Annotated in this window: 22 protein-coding genes; 14 read left to right on the top strand and 8 right to left on the bottom strand. The window is 67.7% G+C overall.

Features of this window, described 5'->3' with window-relative positions:
• The first annotated feature begins 17 nt into the window (after positions 1 to 17).
• The 4 genes from FBY21_RS01250 to FBY21_RS01235 all read left to right on the top strand — a co-directional run bounded on the left by FBY21_RS01250 (position 18) and on the right by FBY21_RS01235 (position 4,737).
• Positions 18 to 521: an ureidoglycolate lyase gene (locus FBY21_RS01250; protein WP_044404313.1), complete on the top strand. Its 504-nt coding sequence runs from the start codon at positions 18 to 20 to the stop codon at positions 519 to 521.
• A 51-nt stretch (positions 522 to 572) separates the two neighbouring features.
• A complete protein-coding gene (locus tag FBY21_RS01245; RefSeq protein WP_142008044.1) occupies positions 573 to 1,844 on the top strand; it encodes a urate hydroxylase PuuD in 1,272 nt (423 codons plus the stop codon).
• Between the two features lie 223 nt (positions 1,845 to 2,067).
• Positions 2,068 to 3,411 carry a nucleobase:cation symporter-2 family protein gene (locus FBY21_RS01240; protein WP_142008041.1) on the top strand — a complete coding sequence of 448 codons (1,344 nt, stop codon included), beginning with the start codon at positions 2,068 to 2,070 and terminating at the stop codon, positions 3,409 to 3,411.
• A gap of 504 nt (positions 3,412 to 3,915) precedes the next feature.
• Positions 3,916 to 4,737 (top strand): outer membrane protein OmpK, encoded by an 822-nt coding sequence (locus FBY21_RS01235; RefSeq protein ID WP_142008038.1) that lies wholly within the window; start codon positions 3,916 to 3,918, stop codon positions 4,735 to 4,737.
• 60 nt (positions 4,738 to 4,797) lie between these two features.
• Here FBY21_RS01235 and FBY21_RS01230 read toward each other — a convergent pair whose 3' ends face one another.
• From FBY21_RS01230 to moaA, 4 genes are all read right to left on the bottom strand, one after another.
• Positions 4,798 to 5,247: a ferritin-like domain-containing protein gene (locus FBY21_RS01230; protein ID WP_142008036.1), complete on the bottom strand. Its 450-nt coding sequence runs from the start codon at positions 5,245 to 5,247 to the stop codon at positions 4,798 to 4,800.
• Positions 5,248 to 5,351: 104 nt separating this feature from the next.
• Positions 5,352 to 6,194: a substrate-binding periplasmic protein gene (locus tag FBY21_RS01225; protein WP_142008033.1), complete on the bottom strand. Its 843-nt coding sequence runs from the start codon at positions 6,192 to 6,194 to the stop codon at positions 5,352 to 5,354.
• On the bottom strand, positions 6,191 to 7,549 hold the full coding sequence (locus tag FBY21_RS01220) for an 8-oxoguanine deaminase (protein WP_044404294.1): 1,359 nt from the start codon (positions 7,547 to 7,549) through the stop codon (positions 6,191 to 6,193). Before FBY21_RS01220 ends, FBY21_RS01225 begins: the two co-directional genes overlap by 4 nt.
• A gap of 146 nt (positions 7,550 to 7,695) precedes the next feature.
• Positions 7,696 to 8,691, bottom strand: a complete 996-nt coding sequence (gene moaA, locus FBY21_RS01215; protein WP_107330378.1) for a GTP 3',8-cyclase MoaA — start codon at positions 8,689 to 8,691, stop codon at positions 7,696 to 7,698.
• 221 nt (positions 8,692 to 8,912) lie between these two features.
• Between moaA and FBY21_RS01210 the strand changes: the two genes are divergently transcribed.
• Positions 8,913 to 9,542 carry a TetR/AcrR family transcriptional regulator gene (locus tag FBY21_RS01210; RefSeq protein ID WP_044404288.1) on the top strand — a complete coding sequence of 210 codons (630 nt, stop codon included), beginning with the start codon at positions 8,913 to 8,915 and terminating at the stop codon, positions 9,540 to 9,542.
• Between the two features lie 7 nt (positions 9,543 to 9,549).
• Here FBY21_RS01210 and FBY21_RS01205 read toward each other — a convergent pair whose 3' ends face one another.
• The gene (locus FBY21_RS01205) at positions 9,550 to 10,986 is read right to left on the bottom strand and encodes an RtcB family protein (protein WP_142008030.1); all 1,437 of its coding nucleotides are present in this window, start codon (positions 10,984 to 10,986) and stop codon (positions 9,550 to 9,552) included.
• A 133-nt stretch (positions 10,987 to 11,119) separates the two neighbouring features.
• Complete coding sequence (locus FBY21_RS01200) at positions 11,120 to 11,560, bottom strand: GlcG/HbpS family heme-binding protein (RefSeq protein WP_044404282.1); 441 nt, start codon at positions 11,558 to 11,560, stop codon at positions 11,120 to 11,122.
• 337 nt (positions 11,561 to 11,897) lie between these two features.
• Between FBY21_RS01200 and gcl the strand changes: the two genes are divergently transcribed.
• From gcl to FBY21_RS01160, 8 genes are all read left to right on the top strand, one after another.
• Positions 11,898 to 13,673, top strand: a complete 1,776-nt coding sequence (gcl, locus tag FBY21_RS01195) for a glyoxylate carboligase (RefSeq protein ID WP_142008027.1) — start codon at positions 11,898 to 11,900, stop codon at positions 13,671 to 13,673.
• Between the two features lie 60 nt (positions 13,674 to 13,733).
• The gene (hyi, locus tag FBY21_RS01190; RefSeq protein ID WP_142008025.1) at positions 13,734 to 14,516 is read left to right on the top strand and encodes a hydroxypyruvate isomerase; all 783 of its coding nucleotides are present in this window, start codon (positions 13,734 to 13,736) and stop codon (positions 14,514 to 14,516) included.
• Positions 14,517 to 14,532: 16 nt separating this feature from the next.
• Positions 14,533 to 15,423 carry a 2-hydroxy-3-oxopropionate reductase gene (locus FBY21_RS01185; protein WP_069564510.1) on the top strand — a complete coding sequence of 297 codons (891 nt, stop codon included), beginning with the start codon at positions 14,533 to 14,535 and terminating at the stop codon, positions 15,421 to 15,423.
• Between the two features lie 222 nt (positions 15,424 to 15,645).
• The gene (locus FBY21_RS01180) at positions 15,646 to 16,926 is read left to right on the top strand and encodes a glycerate kinase (RefSeq protein ID WP_142008023.1); all 1,281 of its coding nucleotides are present in this window, start codon (positions 15,646 to 15,648) and stop codon (positions 16,924 to 16,926) included.
• A complete protein-coding gene (gene pyk / locus FBY21_RS01175; RefSeq protein WP_142008020.1) occupies positions 16,916 to 18,331 on the top strand; it encodes a pyruvate kinase in 1,416 nt (471 codons plus the stop codon). The genes FBY21_RS01180 and pyk overlap by 11 nt, the downstream gene beginning before the upstream one ends.
• A 119-nt stretch (positions 18,332 to 18,450) precedes the next feature.
• Positions 18,451 to 19,377: an urea transporter gene (locus FBY21_RS01170; RefSeq protein ID WP_142008018.1), complete on the top strand. Its 927-nt coding sequence runs from the start codon at positions 18,451 to 18,453 to the stop codon at positions 19,375 to 19,377.
• A gap of 88 nt (positions 19,378 to 19,465) precedes the next feature.
• On the top strand, positions 19,466 to 20,089 hold the full coding sequence (locus tag FBY21_RS01165) for a hypothetical protein (protein WP_142008015.1): 624 nt from the start codon (positions 19,466 to 19,468) through the stop codon (positions 20,087 to 20,089).
• Positions 20,090 to 20,171: 82 nt separating this feature from the next.
• Complete coding sequence (locus FBY21_RS01160) at positions 20,172 to 21,170, top strand: sulfate ABC transporter substrate-binding protein (protein ID WP_142008013.1); 999 nt, start codon at positions 20,172 to 20,174, stop codon at positions 21,168 to 21,170.
• 37 nt (positions 21,171 to 21,207) lie between these two features.
• Here the strand turns inward: FBY21_RS01160 and FBY21_RS01155 are convergent, their stop codons facing one another.
• Both FBY21_RS01155 and FBY21_RS01150 read right to left on the bottom strand, forming a co-directional pair.
• Positions 21,208 to 22,302, bottom strand: coding sequence for a P1 family peptidase (locus tag FBY21_RS01155; protein ID WP_142008011.1), 1,095 nt, complete (start codon positions 22,300 to 22,302; stop codon positions 21,208 to 21,210).
• A gap of 16 nt (positions 22,303 to 22,318) precedes the next feature.
• Positions 22,319 to 23,683, bottom strand: coding sequence for an APC family permease (locus tag FBY21_RS01150; protein WP_142008008.1), 1,365 nt, complete (start codon positions 23,681 to 23,683; stop codon positions 22,319 to 22,321).
• Positions 23,684 to 23,881: 198 nt separating this feature from the next.
• On the opposite strand from FBY21_RS01150, the gene FBY21_RS01145 reads away from it, so the two are divergent.
• Positions 23,882 to 24,685, top strand: coding sequence for a helix-turn-helix transcriptional regulator (locus FBY21_RS01145; protein WP_107331135.1), 804 nt, complete (start codon positions 23,882 to 23,884; stop codon positions 24,683 to 24,685).
• The last annotated feature ends 15 nt before the right edge of the window (positions 24,686 to 24,700 follow it).

Here is a 24,700-nt window from a genome sequence, read left to right as displayed (position 1 = left end):
GAATCAGTAGAGCAGCCATGCGAATCCTCAAGATCGAGCCCCTGACCAAGGAAGCCTTCGCCCCGTTCGGTGACGTGATCGAAACCGAAGGCAGCGATTACTTCATGATCAACAACGGCTCCACCCGCCGTTATCACAAGCTGGCCACGGTCGAGACCGCCCAGCCGGAGGACCGGGCGATCATCAGCATCTTCAGTGCCCAGGCCCTGGAAATGCCCCTGAGAATCCGCATGCTGGAGCGCCATCCGCTGGGCAGCCAGGCTTTCATCCCGCTGCTCGGCAACCCCTTTCTGGTCGTGGTCGCGCCACTTGGCGATGCACCTGTACCGGGCTTGGTCCGTGCCTTCCTCACCAATGGCAGGCAGGGCGTTAATTACCATCGCGGCGTCTGGCACCACCCGGTGCTGACGATCGAAAAGCGGGATGACTTCCTGGTGGTTGATCGCAGTGGTTCAGGCAACAACTGCGACGAGCATTACTTCACCGAGGACGAGCACCTGGTCCTCGACCCCCACCACTAATAAGAGAAGCCCGGTGTTCGGCGTGTCGATCCCGGGGAAGAGGTACGTACTGTGGAAGCACATCTGACCGAATGGCTGAACCTGAGCATTCGCTGGGTACACATGATCACCGGCATCGCCTGGATCGGCGCATCCTTCTATTTCGTCTGGCTGGAGAACAACCTGAACCGGAAGAACCCGCGCGACGGGCTCTCGGGTGACCTTTGGGCCATCCACGGCGGCGGGATCTACCACCTGGAGAAATACAAGCTGGCACCGCCGAAAATGCCGGACAACCTGCACTGGTTCAAATGGGAGGCCTACTTCACCTGGATGTCGGGCATCGCCCTGCTGACGGTGGTCTTCTACCTCAACCCCACGCTCTACCTGATCGCACCCGGCGTCGACCTCTCGCCCGCAGCGGCCATCGGTATCGGCATCGGCTCACTGGTCGCCGGCTGGTTCATCTACGACCTGCTCTGCGACTCGCCCCTGGGCAAGCAACCCGCCCTGCTCGGCCTGATCCTCTTCGTGCTGGTGATCGGCGCGGCCTGGGGCTTCACCCAGGTATTCAGCGGCCGTGGCGCCTACATCCACGTCGGCGCCCTGATCGGCACCATCATGGTCGGCAACGTATTCCGCATCATCATGCCGGCACAGCGTGCACTGGTTAAGGCGATCGAAGAGAACCGCACCCCGGACCCGGCCCTGCCGGCCAAGGGCCTGCTGCGCTCGCGCCACAACAACTACTTCACCCTGCCGGTGCTGTTCATCATGATCAGCAACCATTTCCCGAGCACCTACGGCAGCCAGTACAACTGGCTGATCCTGGCCGGCATCGCGGTGATCGCAGTCCTCGTGCGCCACTACTTCAACACCCGCCACGAGAGCAACCGCTTTGCCTGGACCCTGCCGGCCGGTGCCCTCGGCATGATCTGCCTGGCCTTCGTCACCTCGCCGAACTACAAGGCAGCGACCCCGGCCCCGGTCGTCAGCGCACCCCAGGCTCCGGCCAGCGCACCCGCGCAGGCTGCCGAACAGCCCGCCGGCCAGGCGCCCCAGGCCAGCGCCAGCAACGGCTCGCCGCAGTTCAACAAGGTGCACAGCGTGATCCAGGAACGCTGCACCGTCTGCCACTCCGCCAAGCCCACCAGCCCGCTGTTCACGGCGGCACCGGCTGGCGTGATGCTCGACACGCCCCAGCAGATCCAGGCCCTGGCGCCCAAGATCCAGGCCCAGGCCGTAGCCAGCCAGATCATGCCCCTGGGCAACATCACCCAGATGACCCCCGAGGAGCGGGAGCTGATCGGCTCCTGGATCGCCCAGGGGGCCCGCACCGAGTGATCCCACGGCGGGCCGCATTCCCCCAAGCTCTGCGGCCCGCGATTCGCCTACCTCCGGGTAGGCTTTTTTATCGCGTCGCGGCGGGGCGGGCTCGTCTCCCTCCCCCGCCTTTATCCCTCCTACCCGGCACGCCTGTGCCGGCTGCTGCATCGATACCCCGGCCCATCGACCTGAGGCGATGGGCCCGACGGCTCAACAAGAACAAAAGCGCCCGAGGTGTTGCATGACCCAACTGACAGCCCCCGCTGTGGCTCCGGCCGACCAGCGTCTACCCCTGATGCAGCTGCTGCTGGTCGGCCTCCAGCATGTGCTGCTGATGTACGGCGGCGCCGTGGCCGTTCCCCTCATCGTCGGCCAGGCCGCCGGCCTCTCCCGGGAAGAGATCGCCTTCCTGATCAATGCCGACCTGCTGGTGGCGGGCATCGCCACCCTCGTGCAATCCATCGGCATCGGCCCGGTGGGCATCCGCATGCCGGTGATGATGGGCGCCAGCTTCGCTGCCGTGGGCAGCATGGTGGTGATGGCCGGCATGCCCGGCGTGGGACTCCAGGGCATCTTCGGCGCCACCATCGCCGCCGGGCTGTTCGGCTTGGTCCTGGCACCGTTCATGAGCCGCATCGTCCGCTTCTTCCCCCCGCTGGTCACCGGCACGGTCATCACCTCCATCGGGCTCAGCCTGTTCCCGGTGGCGGTGAACTGGGCCGGGGGCGGCAGCAAGGTCACCGAGTTCGGCGGCCTCCAGTACCTCGCCGTGGCTGCACTGGTGCTGGCCATCATCCTGGTGGTGAACCGCTTCCTGCGGGGCTTCTGGGTCAACGTCTCGGTGTTGATCGGCATGGGCATCGGCTATGTGCTGGCCGGTTGCCTGGGCATGGTCGACCTCAATGGCCTGGGACAGGCGCCCTGGCTGCAGGTGGTGACGCCGCTGCATTTCGGCATGCCCACCTTCGAGCTGGCACCGGTGCTGTCCATGTGCCTGGTGACGGTGATCATCTTCGTCGAGTCCACCGGCATGTTCCTCGCCCTGGGCAAGATCACCGGGCGCGAGATCTGCCCCAATGCCCTGCGCCGCGGCCTGCTCTGCGACGCGGGCGCCTCCTTCGTGGCCGGCTTCTTCAACACCTTCACCCATTCGTCCTTCGCCCAGAACATCGGCCTGGTGCAGATGACCGGCGTGCGCAGCCGCTACGTGACGGTGGCCGCCGGCCTGTTCCTGCTGGCCCTGAGCCTGGTGCCGAAGGCCGCCTTCCTGGTGGCCTCCATCCCGCCGGCCGTACTCGGCGGCGCGGGCATCGCCATGTTCGGCATGGTGGCCGCCACCGGCATCAAGATCCTCCATGAAGCCGACATCACCGACCGCCGCAACCAGTTGCTGGTGGCCGTCAGCATTGGCCTGGGCATGGCGCCGGTGGTCAGGCCGGACCTCTTCGCCCACCTGCCCCACTGGATGGAGCCGATCACCCACAGCGGCATCGCCATGACCACCCTCAGCGCCCTGCTGCTGAACATCCTGTTCAACGTGCTGGGCGAGAAAGACCGATCCCACCACTGCCACGCGACCCACTGAATCCCCCATTGCTCCCACCCGCAGCGCGCCTATCCGGTGCCGTCGGGGCTGCCCGACCCGCCCATCCGGCGGGTCTTTTTCTGTCGGCTCGCACCGCAGCGGTCACCTCACGCACGCACGCTCAGGTCCGCACGACCACTCGCCATTTTTGTACACAAAACCTTTGATTCCTGTTACCAAAAACAGGTGTCACTGCTATAGTTCGAAACCTGACCCTGCGTTCAACTTATCGAACCGCATCCCGGTCGCACCCACCCGATAGACGCCCAGACCGACAACAACAACAGGCAGGCCTCTCGATCATGCAAACGACACCCTTCTCGCTCCACGCCCGCGCTCCAGCGCCCAGGTTCCACCCGGACGGAAACAGCCCGCCCGGCGTCCTCCCCGACTCGGCCTGACCGGGTCAAGCACCTTCCCCCTCCTAGCCACCTCGTGCCCCACGAGGTGCGGCGACGCGTGCGGGGATTTCCAACCGAAGCCCTGAAAAACAAGGAAAACACGATGCGCACCAAGCTCCTGCCTGCCAGCCTGGCACTCGCAACCGGCCTGCTGGCCTGCAACCAGGCCCTGGCCGATGGCCCCCTGCTGTGGCAGAACAACAGCGTCACCTACCTCTACGGGCAAGACTTCAAGATCAACCCCGAGATCCAGCAGACCTTCACCTTCGAGCACGCCAGCGGCTGGACCTGGGGCGACCTGTTCCTCTTCGTCGACCAGATCAACTACAACGGCAAGGCCGACGCCAACGCCGGCAACAACACCTACTACGGCGAGATTTCCCCGCGCCTGTCCTTCGGCAAGCTGTTCGACCAGAAGATCGCCTTCGGCCCGGTGACCGACGTGCTGCTGGCCGCCACCTACGAGCGTGGCGAGAACCGCAACCAGAACTACCTGCTCGGCCCGGGCTTCGACCTGGCCCTGCCCGGCTTCGACTACTTCCAGCTGAACTTCTACTACCGCAAGCCCGACGGCATCACCAAGAACCCGTCCGGCCAGTGGCAGGTCACTCCGGTGTGGTCCTACACCGTGCCGGTGGGCAAGTCCGACATCCTCATCGACGGCTTCATGGACTGGGTCTGGAACAACAAGGACGCTACCACCAACCGCCCCAACGATCTGCACGCCAACCTGCACTTCAACCCGCAGATCAAGTACGACCTGGGCAAGGCTCTGGACCTGGGCGCCAAGCAGCTCTACGTCGGTGTCGAGTACGACTACTGGAGCAACAAGTACGGCATCGACGACAACAGCTACCTGGGTGACACGATCCTCGGCGGCACCGACCAGAACACCGCCAGCCTGCTGGTCAAGGTGCACTTCTGATCGCGCCATGAAAAAGGGGACGGCGCCTGCGCGCCGTCCCCTCGCTTGAAACCGCTTCGATCAGCTGGCGCGAGCCAGGTTGCGCAGCGCTTTGATCTGGTCATGGTTGCGCTGGACGCCCAGCAGCTGCCGCTCGACCAAAGTGCGTGCCTCGGTCGGCAGCTCCTTGCCCAGCGCCTCGCGGTAATGCTTGAGCGCCACATCCTCGCCACGCTCGCACTCGTTGAGGATGGCCTCCTCGCTCTTGCCGGTCACCAGCGCCTTGAGGTCCACCCAGCGGCGATGCAGGGCACCCGCCACGCTGGAAGACGACTCGGGCTCACCCCCCAGGCTGCGTACCATCTGCTGCAGCTCGGCGGCGGCACGGCCGCACTCCCGCGAGCGCTCGGTCAGGGTGGCCTTGAGCTGCGGGGTCTTCACGTGCTCGGCGCATTCGAGGAAGCCCTTCTCACCGTCCTTGCTGGTCTCGATCAGTTCGTTCAACGCATCAATGGCGTGCTCGTTGTTCATCGTGCAGTCCTCTCTCCGGTTGACGGGCGGCCGGCGGTCGCCCGGCCTTCGTATTGGTGGACCGGGCGACCCAAGGGACGGTTCAAGCTTTTCGCCCACCGGCGTTACTGCCCTTGCGCCTCCTTGCGCTTCTGCCGTTCGAGGAAGTCCACCTTCCACTGCTCCATGCCCATGTAGGCCGAGTCCAGGTTGGCCTCCACGCGATAGCGGGCCTTCAATGCCGCCACCTCCTGTGCGTGTTCGCCCAGGAAGCGATCGAAGCGCTGCACCAGTTCGGGGTGGCGCAAGGACGAAAGGTGGAAATGGCTGCGGGTGTGGGGCAGCGAAGGGTCGAACACCAGCGCACCCGGGCGGGCCCGGACGTTGTCCAGGTAATAGGTGGCGACCACCACATTGAAGTAGGCGCCATCCGTGTCCCGCCGCAGGGTCTGGTTGATCATCTGCCGCAGGTCACGGGCCTCCACCGGCTGGACCTGCCCCGCTTCGATACGCGACTGGTAGCCCCGGGGCGTCCAGCCCTTCACCAGGGCCAGCCGACGGATGCCGTCGAGCCCCTGGCCTGCATGTCGCGGGTCCACCAGCACGCCATCCACGTAGGCCGCCACCGGCGCACTGTAGGTGGGCGCATACCCGGGCGCCGCCGCACCGGCCCACTCGGGGTTGTCCGGGTAGCGCAGGTCCACCTCCCCCGCCGCCGCCCGCTGCGCCAGCTCGTTGACCGGTAATGGCCGGTACTCCAGCTGCAGGCCCTCGCTGCGGGCGAACAGGTCCAGCAGGTCGCGGCCGAAGCCGCGGTACTGCCCGCTCTCATCGAGCTGGTAGTGAGGCTGGAACGCCAGGTTCTCGACACCTACCACATAGCCCTGGGCCTGCGCCGCCAGCGGCAGCACGCCCACCAGCAAGCCCGCACAGGCGAGCCTGCCGGGAATCGACCTGCGGCGCCTCATTCACCGGTCACCAGTTGGCGGGCCAGGCGGTTGTGGCGCTCGAGCACCACGGGCAGGTCGACCGTCAGCAACTGGCCATCCCGCACCACCACCCGCCCGTTGATCACGCTGGTGGAGACCTGGGTCGGCGTGCAGAAAACCAGCGCAGCCAGCGGGTCGTGATGAGCCCCGGCATAGGCCACGTGCCCCAGGTCGAAGGCCACGAAGTCCGCCGCCATGCCCGGCGCCAGGGCGCCGATGTCGTCGCGGTTGAGCACCTTGGCGCCGCCCAGGGTGGCGATTTCCAGCGCCTCGCGGGCAGTCATGGCGTCCGGACCGAAGCCGACCCGCTGCAGCAGCAGCGCCTGGCGCACCTCTCCGATCATGCTGGCGCCGTCGTTGGAGGCCGAGCCGTCCACACCGAGGCCCACCGGCACGCCCGCATCGCGCATGCGGCGGATCGGCGCGATGCCCGAGGCCAGGCGCATGTTCGAGCACGGGCAATGGGCGACGCCGGTACCGGTGCGGGCGAACAGGTCGATGCCGTGCTGGTCCAGCTGCACGCAGTGGGCGTGCCACACGTCATGGCCGACCCAGCCCAGGTCCTCGGCGTACTCGGCGGGCGTCATGCCGAACTTCTCGCGGCTGTAGGCGATGTCGTTGACGTTCTCCGCCAGATGGGTGTGCAGGGAGACACCGTACTGGCGGGCCAGCACGGCGGCCTCGCGCATCAGGTCGCGGCTCACCGAGAAGGGCGAGCACGGCGCCACCACGACCCGCAGCATCGAACCGTGGGAAGCGTCGTGGTAGTCCTCGATCAGGCGCTGGGACTCCTTGAGGATGTCCGCCTCCTTCTCCACCACCGAATCCGGCGGCAGGCCGCCCTGGCTGCGACCGACGCTCATGCTGCCGCGGGCGGCGTGGAAGCGCATGCCGATCTCGCGGGCGGCGTGGATGCTGTCGTCCAGCTTGCAGCCATTGGGGTAGATGTAGAGGTGGTCGCTGGAGGTGGTGCAGCCGGAGAGGATCAGCTCGGCCATGGCCGTCTGGGTGGACACCCCGATCATCTCCGGCGTCAGCCGTGCCCAGATGGGGTAGAGGTTGGTCAGCCAGTTGAACAGCTCGCCGTCCTGGGCGGCCGGCACCACACGGGTGAGGCTCTGGTACATGTGGTGGTGGGTGTTGACCAGGCCGGGGATCACCACCTTGCCGGTCATGTCCAGCACCTCGTCGGCGCTCTGGGGCAGTTCGGCGCTCGGCCCCACCTGGCGGATGACGTTGTCCTCGATGAACAGGCCGCCCTGCCGGATCTCGCGGCGTTCGCCGTCCATGGTGACCAGCAGGTCAGCGTTCTTCACCAGCAATGTCTTGCCCATGCGTACTCTCCTCCGCCCTCGTGGGCGATCTTGTTGTTCAGGGAATGGTCAGTCGGCGAATCGAAAGGCCGGCCGCAGCCCAACCCAGCGCCCGACAGGGCACTCAGCGGTTCAGGGGGAATGCGGGAAGCGGTCCGGCGTCTCGATCAGCCGCCGGTGGCGCTCATGAAGCGGACCACCTGCACTTGCTGGTCGGCTTCGAAGTGGTGCCGTTCCGGCTTGAGCCGGAGCGCCTCCACCAGGGCCGAGCGCAGCCTGTCCGAATCGCCGGGATGGCGACGGATCAATGCCTTCAGGTCGAGCGCGCCGTCACTGCCCAGGCACAGCACCAGCTTGCCCTCGGCGGTGACCCGCACCCGGTTGCAATCACCACAGAAGTTGCGGCTGTGGGGTGAGATGAAGCCGACGTGGGTGTCGCTGCCGACCACCTGGTAGTAGCGCGACGGGCCGCCGGTGCGGTGGCTGCTGGGCAGCAGCTCGAAACGTTGCGCCACCCGCTCGCGCACCTCGTCCGAGGTGCACAGGGTGACCTTGCGCTCATGGCTGGAGATGCTGCCCAGGGGCATCTCCTCGATGAAGCTGATGTCCAGGCCGCGCTCGACGGCGAAGGCCACCAGGTCCTCCACCTCGTCATCGTTGCGGCCCTTCTGCACCACGCTGTTGAGCTTGATGCGCCGGAAGCCGGCCCCACGCGCCGCATCGATGCCCGCCAGCACCTGGTCGAGCCGATCACGCCGGGTAAAGGCGGCAAAGCGTTCGCGCTGCAGGGAATCGAGGCTCACGTTCAGCCGGGTGACGCCGGCACCGCGCAGGTCGGCAGCCATGTGTGCCAGCTGCGAACCGTTGGTGGTGATGGCCAGGTCGTCGAGCTCGCGACGCTGTCCCAGGCGGCCAAGCAACCCGGTGAGGCCCTTGCGCACCAGCGGCTCGCCGCCAGTGACGCGGATGCGCTTCACGCCCAGGCCGATGAAGGCATCGGCGACGGTGTACAGCTCTTCAAGGCTGAGGATCTGGGCGCGCGGCGCGAAGACCATGTCTTCGCTCATGCAGTAGGTGCAACGGAAATCGCACCGGTCGGTGACCGAAAGACGCAGGTAGGTGATGGAGCGACCGAAGGGGTCGCGCAAGGTGTGGTCTGGCATCTTGAAGCCTGCCGCAGCACGCGCCGGTCGGGACCCGGCGGCATGGACGGATCGGCAGATAAGAGCAGAAAAAACACTTTTTGTATACAGGAATGCGGGGCCGGAACCCGCCAAAAGGCTGCCCGTAGCTTGCTTGAGAGCGCGGGAAAGCCGGTGCTACCATGCCCGCCCGCTCGCCAGCCGACCGTGAGGGCCCTCGGCGAGTGAACCAAGGAGCAGATGTGAGCAGTATTCGCGAGCGCAATAGAGAGCTGATCCTGAGCGCGGCCAGCGAGGAGTTCGCCGACAAGGGATTCGCCGCGACCAAGACCAGTGACATCGCCGCCAAGGCAGGCTTGCCCAAGCCCAACGTCTACTACTACTTCAAGTCCAAGGAAAACCTCTACCGGGAAGTGCTCGAGAGCATCGTCGAGCCCCTGCTGGCAGCCTCCCACCCGTTCAACGAAGGCGGCCACCCGGACCAGGTCCTGCGGGCCTACATCCGCTCCAAGATCCGCATCTCCCGCGACCTGCCCCACGCCTCCAAGGTGTTCGCCAGCGAGATCATGCACGGCGCGCCGCACCTGTCCGCCGAGCGCACCGCGCAACTCAACGAACAGGCCCGCCACAACATCGCCTGCATCCAGGGCTGGATCGACCAGGGCCTGATGGCCCCCGTCGATCCCAACCACCTGATGTTCAGCATCTGGGCCGCGACCCAGACCTATGCCGACTTCGACTGGCAGATTTCCGTCGTCACCGGCAAGGCCAGCCTCAGCGACGCCGACTACGACGCCGCCGCCGACACCATCATCCGCCTGGTGCTCAATGGCTGCGAGGTGAAGCCGGCGCCCGAACGGCAGAGCGCCTGACCACCCCTCAAGCCTTGAAGGTGAGGATCGGGCTGAAGCGGGCGATCACCGCGACCGTCTCCTCTTCCACCTGGGCACGCACCACCTCGCCGATCTCCTTGTAGGCGCCGGGCGCCTCCTCGATCAGCCGCTCCTCGCGACGGGTGATGCACTGCACCCGGTCCAGCCCCAGTCCATCCGGTGCGCGACGCGCCTGCAAGCGGACCTCGCTGCGGGACATCGAACGCCCCGCCCCGTGGCTGGCCGAGCGCAGCCACTGCGCGTTGCCCAGCCCCCTGAGCAGGTAGGAGTCATGCCCCATGCTGCCGGGAATCAGCAGGTCCTGCCCGGCATAGGCTGGCGTCGCGCCCTTGCGATGGACGTTACCCACCGACTCCCGCAGCACGATGTTGTGCGGCACATCCACCAGCAGCGGCGCCTCGATGTCCGCGCCGAACACCTCGCGGGTGCGCTGGCGCACCATCTCGGCGATCAGCGCGCGATTGGCATCGGCGTAATGGGCGGCCGCATGCATCGCCGCCAGGTACTCATCGGCCATGGGTCCGAGCAGGGCGAACACTCGCGACTCGGGGTGGCGGATGCCCTTCGGCCACAGCTCGCGGGCCTTGTCCATCCAGCGCCGCCCGACATGGAAGCCCACGTCGCGGGAGCCGGTGTGGATCATCAGCACCACCTGCCCCACCGACAGGCCGCGCTCGAAGCAGGCACGGCGGTCCACCAGCTCGGTCACCACCTGCACCTCGACGAAGTGGTTGCCGCCACCCACCGTGCCCAGGCCCGGATCGCGCAGGCGCGGGCGGGCCGGGTCCTGCAGGGCTGCGGGCGCATGGCGGGCTTCGCCGCGCTCGAACGACGACGGATGCAACTGCGCCAGCTCCGCCATCACCTGGGCGTAGTCGAGGTGCCCGAACAGCCCCTCGCGCTCGCCCCGTTGGCGCAGCGACGCCCAGAAGTCGCCCAGCCCGCCGGCGAACAGCGCCGTCATGTCGCCCGGCGCCGTGGGAATGTTGCGGGTGCCGTCCAGCAGGTCGCCGCGGACGCGCTCCACCCAATCGGCCTTGCGTGACAGGAAGCGCTCGTAGTCGAGGCCCAGCCGGTGCAGGCGCATGCCGCAGTTGATGTCGGTTCCGATGCTCTGCGGGATCACCATGTCCGGGCTGGTGACGATCACCGCACCGACCGGGATGCTGGTGCCGGCATGGAAGTCCGGCGTCGCACAGGCACAGCGCACTTCGCCACCAAACGGATGGCGGACGCCTGCGAAGTCGAGCAGTTGCTGCACCGCCTTTTCCTCGATGGGCAGGGATTCGGGCAGCAGGATGCGCGCGTCGAGGCCGGCGCGGTTCAGGGAAGCGATCGAAAGGGTATTGCCGTTGACGCGGCTGATGGCCACGCCGCTGCGGGCCAGCTTCTGCTGGATCCGCTTGAAAGGGGTCTTGTTCATGACGCTGCTTTTTCGATGGACGAAAACAGGCACCGCCCGATCAGGGCGATGCAGCATGTCCGTCAGCAGCAGAAGGGACGGCGCGCATCCTAGGCTTGCGACGGCTTCGCCGCAAGCCTAGGCGCGCCGGAAGTCAGGCCGGCAGGCCGGCGTCGGCCCTCAGCCCGACCGCCTCCACGCCCGAGACGGCGCACTGCTCGTCGATGTCGGAGGTGTCGCCGCTGATGCCCACCGCCCCGATCACCTCCCCCGCCGGGTCGCGGATCAGCACGCCCCCCGGAGCCGGCACCAGGTTGCCGTCGGCCAGGTGGTTGACGGCACCGATGAAGGCCGGGCGCTGCTGGGCGTCCGCCGCAATCAGCCGGGAGCCCTTGCCCAGCGCCACCGCGCCCCAGGCCTTGCCGATGGCGATCTGCGGTCGAAGCATGCTGGCGCCGTCCTCGCGCTGCAGAGCGATCAGGTGCCCGCCGGCGTCGAGCACGGCAATGGTCAGCGGCGCGGCACGCAGGGCGCGCCCGGCCTCCAGCGCGCGGTGGGTGATGCTCATGGCGGTTTCCAGGGACAGGGTGCTCATGGCGAGGCTTCCTCGATCAGATGATGGTCCGGTCGCTCCTAAGCGCACCCAAGGGGCATCAGGCCCTGCTCGTCAGGCGCTGCTGGAGGCATTCGCCGGAGTAAATCAGGCAATACAAAAAAATCAACACAAAAATACAATGATCGTATTTTTTGTATACAAACAAGATGAGCGGTAGCCGATAGCTAGCCTCAACCCCGCGTCAAACGGGCGTTTTAAAGAAAGCGCGCCCTTCGTCCATCTCCCCTGGAAATCTTCTTGACCCGTTCTCGAACGCCTGAATAGAATCCGCCAACACGACTTGTATACAATTTTCACAATAAACGAGGCACAAAACATGGCCAAAATGAGAGCAATCGAGGCTGCCGTTCTGGTGATGCGCCGCGAAGGCGTCGACACTGCGTTCGGCGTACCCGGCGCCGCGATCAACCCGCTGTACGCCGCCCTGAACAAGATCGGCGGTGTTGACCATGTACTGGCCCGCCACGTCGAAGGCGCCTCCCACATGGCCGAGGGCTACACCCGCACCAACCCGGGCAACATCGGCGTGTGCATCGGCACCTCCGGCCCGGCGGGCACCGACATGGTCACCGGCCTGTACTCCGCCTCCGCCGACTCCATCCCGATCCTCTGCATCACCGGCCAGGCACCTCGCGCCCGCCTGCACAAGGAGGACTTCCAGGCCGTCGACATCACCAACATCGTCAAGCCGGTGACCAAGTGGGCGACCACCGTCCTCGAGCCGGGCCAGGTGCCCTACGCCTTCCAGAAGGCCTTCTTCGAAATGCGCAGCGGCCGCCCCGGCCCGGTGCTGATCGACCTGCCGTTCGACGTGCAGATGGCCGAGATCGAATTCGACATCGAGGCCTACCAGCCACTGGCCGTGAACAAGCCCAGCGCCAGCCGCATCCAGGCCGAGAAGGCCCTGGCGATGCTCAACGACGCCGAGCGCCCGGTGCTGGTGGCCGGTGGCGGCATCATCAACGCCGACGCCTCCGAGCGCCTGGTGGAGTTCGCCGAGCTGACCGGCGTGCCGGTCATCCCGACCCTGATGGGCTGGGGCACCATCCCCGACGACCACCCGCTGATGGCCGGCATGTGCGGCCTGCAGACCTCCCACCGCTACGGCAACGCCACCCTGCTGGAGTCCGACCTGGTGTTCGGCATCGGCAACCGCTGGGCCAACCGCCACACCGGCTCCGTGGACGTCTACACCCAGGGCCGCCGCTTCATCCACGTGGACATCGAACCGACCCAGATCGGCCGCGTGTTCACCCCCGACCTGGGCATCGTCTCCGACGCCGCCGCCGCCCTGGACGCCTTCCTCGAAGTCGCCCGCGAGTGGAAGGCCGCCGGCAAGCTGAAGGACCGCAGCGCCTGGGTCGAATCCTGCCGCGAGCGCAAGCGCACCCTGCTGCGCAAGACCCACTTCGACAACGTGCCGGTGAAGCCCCAGCGCGTGTACGAAGAGATGAACGAGTTCTTCGGCAAGGACACCTGCTACGTCAGCACCATCGGCCTGTCGCAGATCGCCGGTGCCCAGTTCCTGCACGTCTACAAGCCGCGCCACTGGATCAACTGCGGCCAGGCCGGCCCGCTGGGCTGGACCATCCCCGCCGCCCTCGGCGTGGTCAAGGCCGATCCGCAGCGCCAGGTGGTCGCCCTCTCCGGCGACTACGACTTCCAGTTCATGATCGAGGAACTGGCCGCCGGCGCGCAGTTCAACCTGCCCTACATCCACGTGCTGGTGAACAACTCCTACCTGGGGCTGATCCGCCAGGCGCAGCGCGGCTTCGAGATCGACTACTGCGTGCAGCTGTCCTTCGAGAACGTCAACGCACCGGAGCTGAACGGCTACGGCGTGGACCACGTCGCCGTGGTCGAGGGCCTGGGTTGCAAGGCCATCCGCGTGTTCGACGCCAACGACCTGCAGGCCGCCTTCGCCCAGGCCCGCAAGCTGATGACGGAGTTCCGCGTACCGGTGGTGGTGGAGGTCATCCTGGAGCGTGTCACCAACATCTCCATGGGCACCGAGATCAATGCCGTCAACGAGTTCGAAGAGCTGGCCCTGACCGGCGCCGACGCCCCCACCGCCATCTCGCTGCTGGACTGACGAGCCACCTCCCCTCTCCCGTTCGTGGCGGGAGAGGGGCGTCTACCGAGGAGAATCTTCATGCCCCGTTTCGCTGCCAACCTGTCCATGCTGTTCACCGAGGTGGACTTCCTGGACCGTTTCGCCGCCGCCGCCGAAGCCGGCTTCAGCGGCGTCGAGTACCTCTTCCCCTATGACTACCCGGCCGAGGAGATCAAGGCCCGCCTGGACGCCAACGGCCTGGAGCAGGTGCTGTTCAACCTGCCCGCCGGCGACTGGGCCAAGGGTGAGCGCGGCATCGCCTGCCACCCCGATCGCATCGAGGAATTCCGCGCCGGCGTCGACAAGGCCATCGCCTACGCCAAGGTCCTGGGCAACAAGCAGGTCAACTGCCTGGCCGGCATCCGCCCGCAGGGCCATAGCTGCGAGGTGATCGAGAACACCTTCCTCAACAACCTCGAATACGCCGCCGAGCGCCTCGAAGCCGCCGGCATCACGCTGGTGATGGAGATGATCAACACCCTCGACATCCCCGGCTTCTACCTGCAGAGCACCCGCCAGGCGCTGGATGTCCGCGAGAAGGTGGGCAGCCCCAACCTGTTCCTGCAGTACGACATCTACCACATGCAAATCATGGAGGGAGACCTGGCCCGTACCCTGGAACGCAACCTCCCCGCCATCCACCACGTGCAGCTGGCCGACAACCCCGGCCGCCACGAACCGGGCACCGGCGAGATCAACTACCGCTTCCTCTTCCAGCACCTCGACCGCATCGGCTACCAGGGCTGGATCGGCTGCGAGTACAAGCCCGCCACCACGACCGCCGCCGGCCTGGGCTGGCTGAAAACCCACAACGCCATCTAATAACGAGGTATTCCACATGGCCAAGATCGGATTCATCGGCACCGGCATCATGGGCCTGCCCATGGCGCAGAACCTGCAGAAAGCCGGCCACCAGCTGTTCCTCTCCAACCACCATGACAAGGCCCCTGCCGCGCTCGTCGAGGCCGGCGCCATCGCCCTGGCCAACCCCCGCGAAGTAGCCCAGGAAGCCGAGTTCATCATCGTCATGGTGCCGGACACCCCGCAGGTCGAAGACGTGCTGTTCCGCAAGGACGGCATCGCCGAAGGCGTGGGCCCGAACAAGGTGGTGATCGACATGAGCTCCATCTCCCCCACCGCCACCAAGGCCTTCGCCGAGAAGATCAAGGCCACCGGCGCCACCTACCTCGACGCCCCCGTCTCCGGCGGTGAAGTCGGCGCCAAGGCCGCGACCCTGAGCATCATGGTCGGCGGCTGCCCGAACGCCTTCGAACGCGCCCTGCCGCTGTTCCAGGCCATGGGCAAGAACATCACCCGCGTCGGCGGCAGCGGTGACGGCCAGACCGCCAAGGTGGCCAACCAGATCATCGTCGCGCTGAACATCCAGGCCGTTGCCGAGGCCCTGCTGTTCGCCGCCCGCAACGGTGCCGACCCGGCCAAGGTGCGTGAGGCGCTGATGGGCGGCTTCGCCGGCTCGAAGATCCTCGAAGTGCACGGCGAGCGCATGATCAAGGGCACCTTCGATCCGGGCTTCCGCATCAACCTGCACCAGAAGGACCTCAACCTGGCCCTCTCCGGCGCCCGCGAACTGGGCCTCAACCTGCCCAACACCGCCAACGCCCAGCAGGTGTTCAGCACCTGCGCCGCCCTGGGCGGCAGCGGCTGGGACCACTCCGCGCTGATCAAGGGCCTGGAGCACATGGCCAACTTCTCCATCCGCAAGGAGTAAGGCGTTTGCCGCCGGGTGCATAAGCCGGTCCACGGATCGGTTTATCCTCGGCGAACCCCAATCGACTGCCCTGGCCCGAGGTGACACGGCGCCAGAGGCCAGGGTGGTCGATCCCAGTCCCGAGCGGCCCCGCACACCGGCCGCTGGGGACTGGGATCGGCCCGCCCGACGCCCCAGGCCGACGGTAGCCCCCGAACCACTGCCCTGCCCTGGAGCCCCCTCATGCCGCTCAATCCCGAAGCCCTGCTGCGCGATCTGTTCGCCACCGCCATCGCCGCCGCCCATCCCCGCCAGGTTCTCGCCGACCACCTGCCCACCGACCGTTCCGGCCGCGTCATCGTCATCGGTGCCGGCAAGGCCGCCGCCGCCATGGCCGAGGTGATCGAGCGCGAATGGCAGGGCGAGATCGCCGGCCTGGTGGTGACCCGCTACGGCCACGGCGCCGACTGCCGCCGCATCGAAGTGGTCGAAGCCGCCCACCCGGTGCCGGACGCCGCCGGCCTGGAAACGGCCCGGCGCGTACTGGAACTGGTCAGCGGCCTCAGCGAAGCGGACCGGGTGATCTTCCTGCTCTCCGGCGGCGGCTCCTCCCTGCTGGCCCTGCCGGCCGAAGGGCTCACCCTCCAGGACAAGCAGCAGGTCAACAAGGCCCTGCTCCGGTCCGGCGCCTCCATCTCCGAAATGAACTGCGTGCGCAAGCACCTCTCGGCCATCAAGGGCGGCCGCCTGGCCAAGGCCTGCTGGCCGGCCACCGTCTACACCTACGCCATCTCCGACGTGCCCGGCGACGAAGCCACGGTGATCGCCTCCGGCCCCACCGTGGCCGACCCGACCACCTCCGCCGACGCCCTGGCCATCCTCGCCCGCTACCAGATCGAGGTGCCCGCTCACGTCCGCGCCTGGCTGCAGGACCCGCGCTCGGAGACGGTCAAGCCCGGTGACCCGTGCCTGTCCCGCAGCCACTTCCAGCTCATTGCCACGCCCCAGCAATCCCTCGACGCCGCCGCCGACAAGGTCCGCGCCGCCGGCCTGACACCGCTGATCCTCGGCGATCTGGAGGGCGAATCCCGCGAGGTGGCCAAGGTCCACGCCGGCATCGCCCGGCAGATCTCACGCCACGGCCAGCCGATCAAGCCGCCGTGCGTGATCCTCTCCGGCGGCGAGACCACCGTCACCGTACGCGGCAACGGCCGTGGCGGGCGCAACGCCGAGTTCCTCCTCAGCCTGGCTCACGACCTCAAGGGCCACCCGGGCATCTACGCCCTGGCCGGCGACACTGACGGCATCGACGGTTCCGAGGACAATGCCGGCGCCCTGATGACCCCGGAGAGCCACGCCCGCGCCCAGGCGCTCGGCCTGTCCTCCCGCGACGCCCTGGACGACAACGACGGCTACGGCTATTTCGCCGCCCTCGACGGGCTGATCGTGACCGGCCCGACCCGCACCAACGTCAACGACTTCCGCGCCATCCTGATTCTTGAGAGCCCTGCACATGACGCCTGACAAGAAAGTGAAGATCCTCGCCACCCTCGGGCCGGCGATCAAAGGTATCGACGACATCCGCGACCTGGTGAAGGCCGGCGTCAACCTGTTCCGCCTGAACTTCAGCCACGGCGAGCACGCCGACCACGCCCAGCGCTACCAGTGGGTGCGCGAGGTGGAGCGCGAGCTGGGCCACCCCATCGGCATCCTCATGGACCTGCAAGGGCCCAAGCTGCGGGTCGGCCGCTTCGCCGAAGGCAAGGTCCAGCTGGAGCGCGACCAGGCCTTCCGCCTCGACCTCGACGCCCGTCCCGGCGACAACCAGCGGGTCAACCTGCCCCACCCGGAGATCATCCAGGCCCTGGAGCCGGGCATGAGCCTGCTGCTGGACGACGGCCGGCTGCGCCTGCAAGTGACCGCCAAGCATGCCGACGCAGTGGAAACCCGCGTGATCGCTGGCGGCGAGCTGTCCGACCGCAAGGGTGTGAACGTGCCCGAGGCGGTGCTGCAGCTCTCCCCCCTGACCGCCAAGGACCGCCGTGACCTGGACTTCGGCCTGGAGCTGGGCGTGGACTGGGTGGCGCTGTCGTTCGTCCAGCGCCCCGAGGACATCGTCGAAGCCCGCGAGCTGATCCAGGGCCGCGCCGCGCTGATGGCCAAGATCGAGAAGCCCTCCGCCGTGCAGCACCTGGAGGCCATCGCCCGCCTGTGCGACGCCATCATGGTGGCCCGTGGCGACCTGGGGGTCGAAGTGCCGGCCGAGAACGTGCCGCGCATCCAGAAGGACATCATCCGCACCTGCCGCCAGCTCGGCCGGCCGGTGGTGGTGGCGACCCAGATGCTCGAGTCCATGCGCTTCTCCCCGGCGCCGACCCGCGCCGAAGTCACCGACGTGGCCCACGCCGTGGCCGAAGGCGCCGACACCGTGATGCTGTCGGCCGAGACCGCCTCCGGGGACTACCCGCTGGAAACGGTGCAGATGATGAGCAAGATCATCCGCCAGGTGGAGAACGGCCCGGACTTCCAGAGCCAGCTCGACGTGGCCCGCCCCCAGGCCGAGGCCACGGCCTCCGACGCCATCAGCTGCGCCATCCGCCGCATCAGCAGCATCCTCCCCGTGGCCGTGCTGGTGAACTACACCGAGTCCGGCGCCTCCAGCCTGCGCGCCTCCCGCGAGCGGCCCAAGGCGCCGATCCTCAGCCTGACGCCGAACCTGGCCACGGCGCGGCGCCTGACCCTGGCCTGGGGCGTCTACTCGGTGGTCAACGCCCGCCTGCACCGCGTCGAGGAGATCACCGGCACCGCCCTGGAGATCGCCCGTGGCCAGAACATGGCCCGCACGGGAGACACCCTGGTGATCACCGCCGGCGTCCCCCTCGGCACGCCCGGCTCCACCAACCTGCTGCGTATCGAACAACTGTCCTGAGGTGAAGCGGGCCGGCACGTATCGGCCCACCGCCTCCCAGCCCCGGCGCGGCCCGCCCATGCAGCGAGCCGCGCCTGACGAGCCCACGAGCCGTCCCACGCGTTCTTTCGACTGCCACCATGCGAAGCCCACACCCAACCCTCCGGGGCTGGTTCATCGGCCCCCTCAACGGGGTGAGCCAGGTATTCCTGCAACGTCATCCGGGCTGCGGCGCCCTGCTGCTGCTCGCCATCTTCCTCGGGGCACCCAGCCTGCTGCCCTACGTCGTGCTGGGTACCTGGAGTGCCTGGTTCATCGCCCGTTGCCTGGGCGCAGCCCCTGACGATCTCGACGCCGGCCTCTATGGCTACAACGGCTGCCTGCTGGGCCTGCTGCTCGGGTTGCGCCTGGAGGGCGAGGCGCTGCTGCCGCTGTTCGTCATCGCCGCAGCCGGGCTGTCGAGCCTGGTGATGCGCCCTCTGCTGCGCGCCTCGCGCCGCCACGACGGCCTGCCGGTGTACACCAGCCCCTTCGTGGCGCTGGGCTGGATCAGCCTGTGGCTGGCCGGCCTGCTGCCCCCGCCCCAGCCGGACGACACGCCCTGGCCCCAGGTGTCCCTGGCAGACGGTGGCCTCGCCCTGTTGCGCAGCTTCGGCCAGGTGATCTTCCTCGACAGCCCCGCTGCGGGCGCCTGCGTCCTCGCCGCCCTGGCCCTCGCCAGCTGGCGCGTGGCGGCCTGGGCCCTGCTGGGCGCCGGCTCGGCGCTGCTGCTGGGCATGGCCCTGGCGCTGCCGCACACGGCCGTGATGGGTGGGCTGTTCGGCCTCAATGGCGTGCTCATCGCCATCGCCCTCGGCCAGGGGTTGCGCAGCCTGCCCCGCGTGCTGCTGGGGGTGGGGCTGGGCCTACTGCTGCAACCCGGCTTCGCCGCCCTGGGGCTGCCGGCCATGACCGCCCCCTTCATCCTCGCTTGCTGGCTGGTGCTGGCCGGCGGGCGCCTGCTGCGGGACAGCGCCCGGCGCACTGCCGGCAACGCCCATGCGCTGCGCCGTGCCCGCCGCCTTTGAAAGACCATTTCAAGAGAGGCTCAGAACATTGCACGACGGCCGCCGGCCGGGCATCGTGAGCCTCCCTGCCACCGCAACCGGGCCCACCATGAGCCGACTCGATCCGACCCGCTGGAACCGCCTCTGGCAGCAGCTGGGTGCCACAACCCCTGCCGATAGCTTCGAGCACCTGCTGGCGGCCTATTCCGCACCGGACCGCGCCTACCACAGCGACGCCCACATTGCGGCCTGCCTGGCGCACTTCGACACCTGGCAACACCTGGCCGGGCACCCACACCTCGTCGAACTGGCGCTCTGGACCCACGACCTGGTCTACGACACCCGCCGCCAGGACAACGAAGCCGCCAGCGCCGAGCAGGCAGTGGCCTGGCTGGAGGCCGCCGGGCTCGGGCACCACGGCGAGGCCGTTCGCGCGCTCATTCTCGCCACCTGCCACCAGGCACCGCCGCAAGGTGCCGACGCCGGGCTGGTGGTCGACCTCGACCTGTCCATCCTCGCGGCCCCGCCGCCGGTGTACGACGCCTACGAAACCGCCATCCGCCAGGAGTACCACTGGGTGCCGGAGCCGTTGTTCCGGGCCGGGCGCAGCAAACTCCTGAAGCAGCTCCTGGCGCACCCGGCGCTCTACCACAACGCCCCGCTGGCCGAGCGCTGGGAGCAGCCGGCCCGGCAGAACCTGCAGCGGGCCCTGCTTGCCCTCGGCGCAGAATAAGCAAATTACTTTTCAGTTCTTTAAAGCATATGCAGCCAGCCGCTATAGTCCCGCTCCTCACTCCGCCAAGAAGGAACGCACAGTGAAACGACTGTTCTCCGCCTCGCTCCTCGCCGCAGGTCTCGCCCTGGCCGGTGCCGCCCATGCCGCACCGCCGCTGCTCAACGTCTCCTACGACGTGATGCGCGACTTCTACAAGGACTACAACGCCGCCTTCCAGAAGCACTGGAAAGCGGAAAAGGGCGAGAACGTCACCCTGCAGATGTCCCACGGCGGCTCCAGCAAGCAGGCCCGTGCCGTAATCGACGGCCTGCCGGCCGACATCATCACCATGAACCAGGCCACCGACATCGACGCCCTCGCCGACAACGGCGGCCTGGTGCCGAAGAACTGGGCCGAGCGCCTGCCGAACAACAGCGCACCGTTCACCTCCGCCACCGTGTTCATCGTGCGCAAGGGCAACCCCAAGGGCCTGAAGGACTGGCCGGACCTGGTGAAGGACGGCGTGCAGGTGGTGGTGCCCAACCCCAAGACCTCCGGCAACGGCCGCTACACCTACCTTTCCGCCTGGGGCTACGTGCTGAAGAACGGGGGCGATGAAGAGAAGGCCAAGGCCTTCGTCGGCCAGCTGTTCAAGCACGTGCCGGTGCTGGACACGGGTGGCCGTGCCGCCACCACCACCTTCATGCAGAACCAGATCGGCGACGTGCTGGTGACCTTCGAGAACGAAGCCGAGATGATCGCCCGTGAATTCGGCCGCGGTGGCTTCGAGGTGGTCTACCCCAGCGTTTCCGCCGAGGCCGAGCCGCCGGTGGCCGTGGTCGACAAGGTGGTGGACAAGAAAGGCACCCGCGAAACCGCCGAGGCCTACCTGAAGTACCTGTGGAGCGACGAGGGCCAGACCATCGCCGCCAACAACTACCTGCGCCCGCGCAACCCGGAGATCCTCGCCAAGTTCTCCGACCGCTTCCCGAAGGTGGACTTCTTCTCCGTGGAGAAGACCTTCGGCAGCTGGCGTGACGTGCAGAAGACCCACTTCCAGGACGGCGGCGTGTTCGACCAGGTCTATACCGCCCAGTGACCCCAACAGGGCCCGGCCAGCGCCGGGCCCTGTCGTTTCAGCCGCGCCAGCCCTGGGCGCGCAGCGCCTCCAGCAACACATCCCCTTCCAGCGCCGGAACCCGGCGCCCATCCGCCGTGACCATCGCCCGCCCGGCCAGCAATGCATTGACGATGGCCTCCTCCACCGCCTCTGCCGCCGCCGAGAACAGCGGGGAGATGTGGTCGTTGTTGACCATTGCCAGCGGCGTGCTGAACGGCAGGTCCTTGCGCGCGTAGTCCGCCGGCGGCAGGTTGCGGTTGCCGGTGGCGAAGGCCAGGAAGATGTCGCCGCTAGAGTCCTCGGTGCCGCCGCCGGTCCGGGCGATGCCGATGGAGGCGCGCTGGGCCAGGCGCTGGCACTGGTGCGGCAGCAGCGGCGCGTCGGTGGCGATGATCACCACGATCGAGCCCATGCCGGGGGTGTCTCGCTCGGCGAAGGGCGACTCGATCTCGGTCAGCACGCGCCCCACCGGGTAGCCGTCCACCCGCAGCTCACGGCGCACGCCGTGGTTGGCCTGCACCAGCGCCCCCACCGCCCAGCCACCCTGCTCCGCCGGCAGCTGCCGGGAGGCGGTGCCGATCCCGCCCTTGAATTCGTGACAGATCATCCCGGTGCCACCACCCACGGCGCCCTCCTCCACGGCACCGCTGCGCGCCTCGGCCAGGGCCTGGCGGACCTGCTCGGGGCCGACGTGCTGGCCCCAGATGTCGTTGAGCAAACCGTCGTAGGTCTCCATCACCACCGGCATGCACCAGTACACCGCCTGCCCGGCCTGCTCGCGCTCGGCCGCCACCAGGGCATCGCGTACCACGCCGACACTGTGGGTGTTGGTGATGGCCAGCGGCGTGGTCAGCAGGCCCGCCTCGCGGATCCACTCCAGGCCGGTGGCGTCACCGTTGCCATTGAGCACATGGCAGCCGGCGAAGCAGGGTTGCTGGCGGGCCGAGCCCTCGCGGGGCTGCACCAGGGTCACCCCGGTGCGCACCGGCTTGCCGTCGCGCACCTCGTCCAGTGTGCTATGGCCGACCCGGACCCCGGGCACATCGGTGATGGCATTGAGCGGGCCGGGCGTGCCCAGGCCGATGCGGATTCCCAATTGACGCGCGCGCATGGCGACTCCTTGTGGTTCAAAGCTTCTGGAAGGCCGGGCTGAACTTGCCATAGGTGCAGTAGAAGATCACCGAGACGGCCAGCAGCCCGAGGATGATGAGCAGGTCCCGGCTGGAGGCCGCCAGGCCCAGGTTGACCAGCAGCGCCGCAGCACCACCGGCAGCCAACAGGGCCGGCAGCGGCCAGAACGGCATGCGGTAGCTGTGTTCCAGGTCACGCCGCAGCACCCGGCTGAACAGGCCGCACAGCCCCACCACCAGGTAGACCAGGACGATCAGCAGCACCGTGAACGAAGTCAGTTCGGCCAGGTTGGAGCTGAAGCTGAGCAGCGCCGAGGGCACAGCAAGGAACAGCGTGGCCAGCCAGGGCGAATCCCAGCGCGGATGAATACGGGTGAAGGTGCGGTTCAGGGTCGGCATCCACAGCTCGTCGCGGCCGCTGCTGAAGATGACCCGGCCGATCTGGATGACGATGGCGACGATGGCGTTGAACACCGAGAGGAAGATACCGGCGCTGACCCAGCGCGACAGCGTCTCGTTGCCCAGGCTGGCGAGCAGGTAGCCGATGGGGTCGGGGCTGGCGATCAGGGTCTCCAGCGAGGGCGCGCCGATGATCAACGCGGTGAGCGGCACCAGCTCGATCACCACCACCAGCACCAGGGACCACAGCACGGCCTTGTGCACGCCCCGGCCGCCGCATTTCATGTCCTCGGCCATCAGCACCGCGCTGCCGTAGCCGTTGTAGGAGAACAGCGCCGTGCCCACCGCGCCCAGCACCAGCGCCATGGGCGCCGCCTGGAGCACGCCGCCATCGAGGACCTGCGGGTGCAGCAGCACGCTGGCCGGCTGACTGGGGTTGCCGAAGCCCAGGCCGACGATCACCAGCAGGGCGGCCACCTCCAGCAACAGGCAGAGGCCGGTGACCCAGGCGTTGACCTTGATGTTGAGAATGCCCAGCGCGTAGCTGGCGACGACGATGGTCAGCGCCACCGTCTGGCTGTCGAACGCCGTGCCCAGCGCGCGGTTGAGGTAGGTGGCGGCGCCGGTGGCCAGCACCGGCGGGATGAACAGCAGCATGGCCAGCACCGTGAGGAAGGTGGCGTAGCCGGCCAGCCCACCGAAGATGCGCTTGGCGTAGACGTACTCGCCGCCGGCCGAGCGGTGCGCACGGCCCAGCTCGGCGTAGCAGCAGGCGAACATCAGGGCCAGCACGCCGGCCAGGGCGAAGGCCATGAAGGCGCCGCTGCCGGCCTGCTGGATGGCGAAGGGGGCGATCACGAAGATGGAACTGGCGGGGGTGACCCCGGAGACGGTGATGGCGACGACATCGGCGGTGCCGAGACTGGGTTTGAGACGGCCGCCCGCAGGCGTGGAAGCGCTCATATCCTGATCCTCTGGTTGTTATTGGGATTGAGGCAGACATCAAGCAGTACGCAGTGGCGCTTCTGGTGGCGCCGGTTGGTGGGCCGATTCTGGGCGGGGCCCGGCCGTGCGCCAATCACCCTATTGGCGTACGCCCCCTTGAGGCCGGGGGAGCGGATCGGACAAGCTGGCCTCCCCCTTTTTGATCTGGAGCACCGCATGGACAGCCTGTTCAGGGAGGTCGGCCTGCATGCCGGCCTGGGCCGCACCGTCGAGCACCTCGGCGGCGAGCGGTTCTGGAAGCAGCTGATCTTGCTGCTGCACCAGTGGCTACCGTTCGACAACGCACTGGCAGCCTACTACCCCGCCCAGGGTGCGCCGCAGCCCCTGGAGGAGTACGACGCCGAGCCGGAAGGCACGCCCACCGCCATGCCGGCCTACCTCAGCGGGCCCTACCTGCTCGACCCCTTCTACCAGGCGTGCCGGGAAGGGCTGCCCAGCGGCTTCTACCGCCTGGAGGAAGTGGCGCCGGACCACTTCCGCCAGAGCGAGTACTACCTCAGCTACTTCCACGACAACGTGCTGGAGGACGAGGTGCAGTTCATCGCACAGCTCCCCGGCGCGGGCAGCCTGTCCCTGTCACTGGGCATGCGAAAGCGGTTCGATGCGGCGGAATGCGGCCTCGCGGCCCTGGTGGCGCCCTGGGTGCTGGCGCTGATGCAGCAGCACTGGCGCCAGCGCCTGCAGGCTCGCGGCCCGGCCAGCCAGGACCAGGTGGCCTCGCAGGTGCGCGATGCCCTCAGCCAATTCGGCGCGGGGGTGTTGTCGGAGCGGGAGCTGGAGATCGCCCGGCTGATCCTGCGGGGCTATTCGAGCAAGGCGATGGCGGAGCGGCTGGCCATCTCGCCGGACACGGTGAAGGTCCACCGCCGGCATCTCTACGCCAAGCTGGACATCTCCTCCCAGCCGGAGCTGTTCTCGCTGTTCATCCAGGCCCTGGGGCACGACCCGGAGAACCCATGAGGCAAGCCGTGAGTT

Source organism: Pseudomonas sp. SLBN-26 (genome assembly GCF_006715895.1).
GTDB lineage: Bacteria > Pseudomonadota > Gammaproteobacteria > Pseudomonadales > Pseudomonadaceae > Metapseudomonas > Metapseudomonas otitidis.
Note: the sequence above shows the minus strand (reverse complement) of the source record. Positions and strands in the feature narration are given on the sequence as shown.

Bases quoted from the DNA above. Each gene is read 5' to 3' on its own strand.
- FBY21_RS01165 (WP_142008015.1), top strand. From the start codon at position 19,466: ATGAGCCGACTCGATCCGACCCGCTGGAACCGCCTCTGGCAGCAGCTG.
- FBY21_RS01185 (WP_069564510.1), top strand. From the start codon at position 14,533: ATGGCCAAGATCGGATTCATCGGCACCGGCATCATGGGCCTGCCCATG.
- FBY21_RS01250 (WP_044404313.1), top strand. From the start codon at position 18: ATGCGAATCCTCAAGATCGAGCCCCTGACCAAGGAAGCCTTCGCCCCG.
- FBY21_RS01240 (WP_142008041.1), top strand. From the start codon at position 2,068: ATGACCCAACTGACAGCCCCCGCTGTGGCTCCGGCCGACCAGCGTCTA.
- FBY21_RS01155 (WP_142008011.1), bottom strand. From the start codon at position 22,302: ATGCGCGCGCGTCAATTGGGAATCCGCATCGGCCTGGGCACGCCCGGC.
- FBY21_RS01200 (WP_044404282.1), bottom strand. From the start codon at position 11,560: ATGAGCACCCTGTCCCTGGAAACCGCCATGAGCATCACCCACCGCGCG.
- FBY21_RS01235 (WP_142008038.1), top strand. From the start codon at position 3,916: ATGCGCACCAAGCTCCTGCCTGCCAGCCTGGCACTCGCAACCGGCCTG.
- FBY21_RS01170 (WP_142008018.1), top strand. From the start codon at position 18,451: ATGCGAAGCCCACACCCAACCCTCCGGGGCTGGTTCATCGGCCCCCTC.
- gcl (WP_142008027.1), top strand. From the start codon at position 11,898: ATGGCCAAAATGAGAGCAATCGAGGCTGCCGTTCTGGTGATGCGCCGC.
- pyk (WP_142008020.1), top strand. From the start codon at position 16,916: ATGACGCCTGACAAGAAAGTGAAGATCCTCGCCACCCTCGGGCCGGCG.
- FBY21_RS01180 (WP_142008023.1), top strand. From the start codon at position 15,646: ATGCCGCTCAATCCCGAAGCCCTGCTGCGCGATCTGTTCGCCACCGCC.
- FBY21_RS01225 (WP_142008033.1), bottom strand. From the start codon at position 6,194: ATGAGGCGCCGCAGGTCGATTCCCGGCAGGCTCGCCTGTGCGGGCTTG.
- FBY21_RS01220 (WP_044404294.1), bottom strand. From the start codon at position 7,549: ATGGGCAAGACATTGCTGGTGAAGAACGCTGACCTGCTGGTCACCATG.
- FBY21_RS01145 (WP_107331135.1), top strand. From the start codon at position 23,882: ATGGACAGCCTGTTCAGGGAGGTCGGCCTGCATGCCGGCCTGGGCCGC.
- FBY21_RS01230 (WP_142008036.1), bottom strand. From the start codon at position 5,247: ATGAACAACGAGCACGCCATTGATGCGTTGAACGAACTGATCGAGACC.
- hyi (WP_142008025.1), top strand. From the start codon at position 13,734: ATGCCCCGTTTCGCTGCCAACCTGTCCATGCTGTTCACCGAGGTGGAC.
- FBY21_RS01150 (WP_142008008.1), bottom strand. From the start codon at position 23,683: ATGAGCGCTTCCACGCCTGCGGGCGGCCGTCTCAAACCCAGTCTCGGC.
- FBY21_RS01205 (WP_142008030.1), bottom strand. From the start codon at position 10,986: ATGAACAAGACCCCTTTCAAGCGGATCCAGCAGAAGCTGGCCCGCAGC.
- moaA (WP_107330378.1), bottom strand. From the start codon at position 8,691: ATGCCAGACCACACCTTGCGCGACCCCTTCGGTCGCTCCATCACCTAC.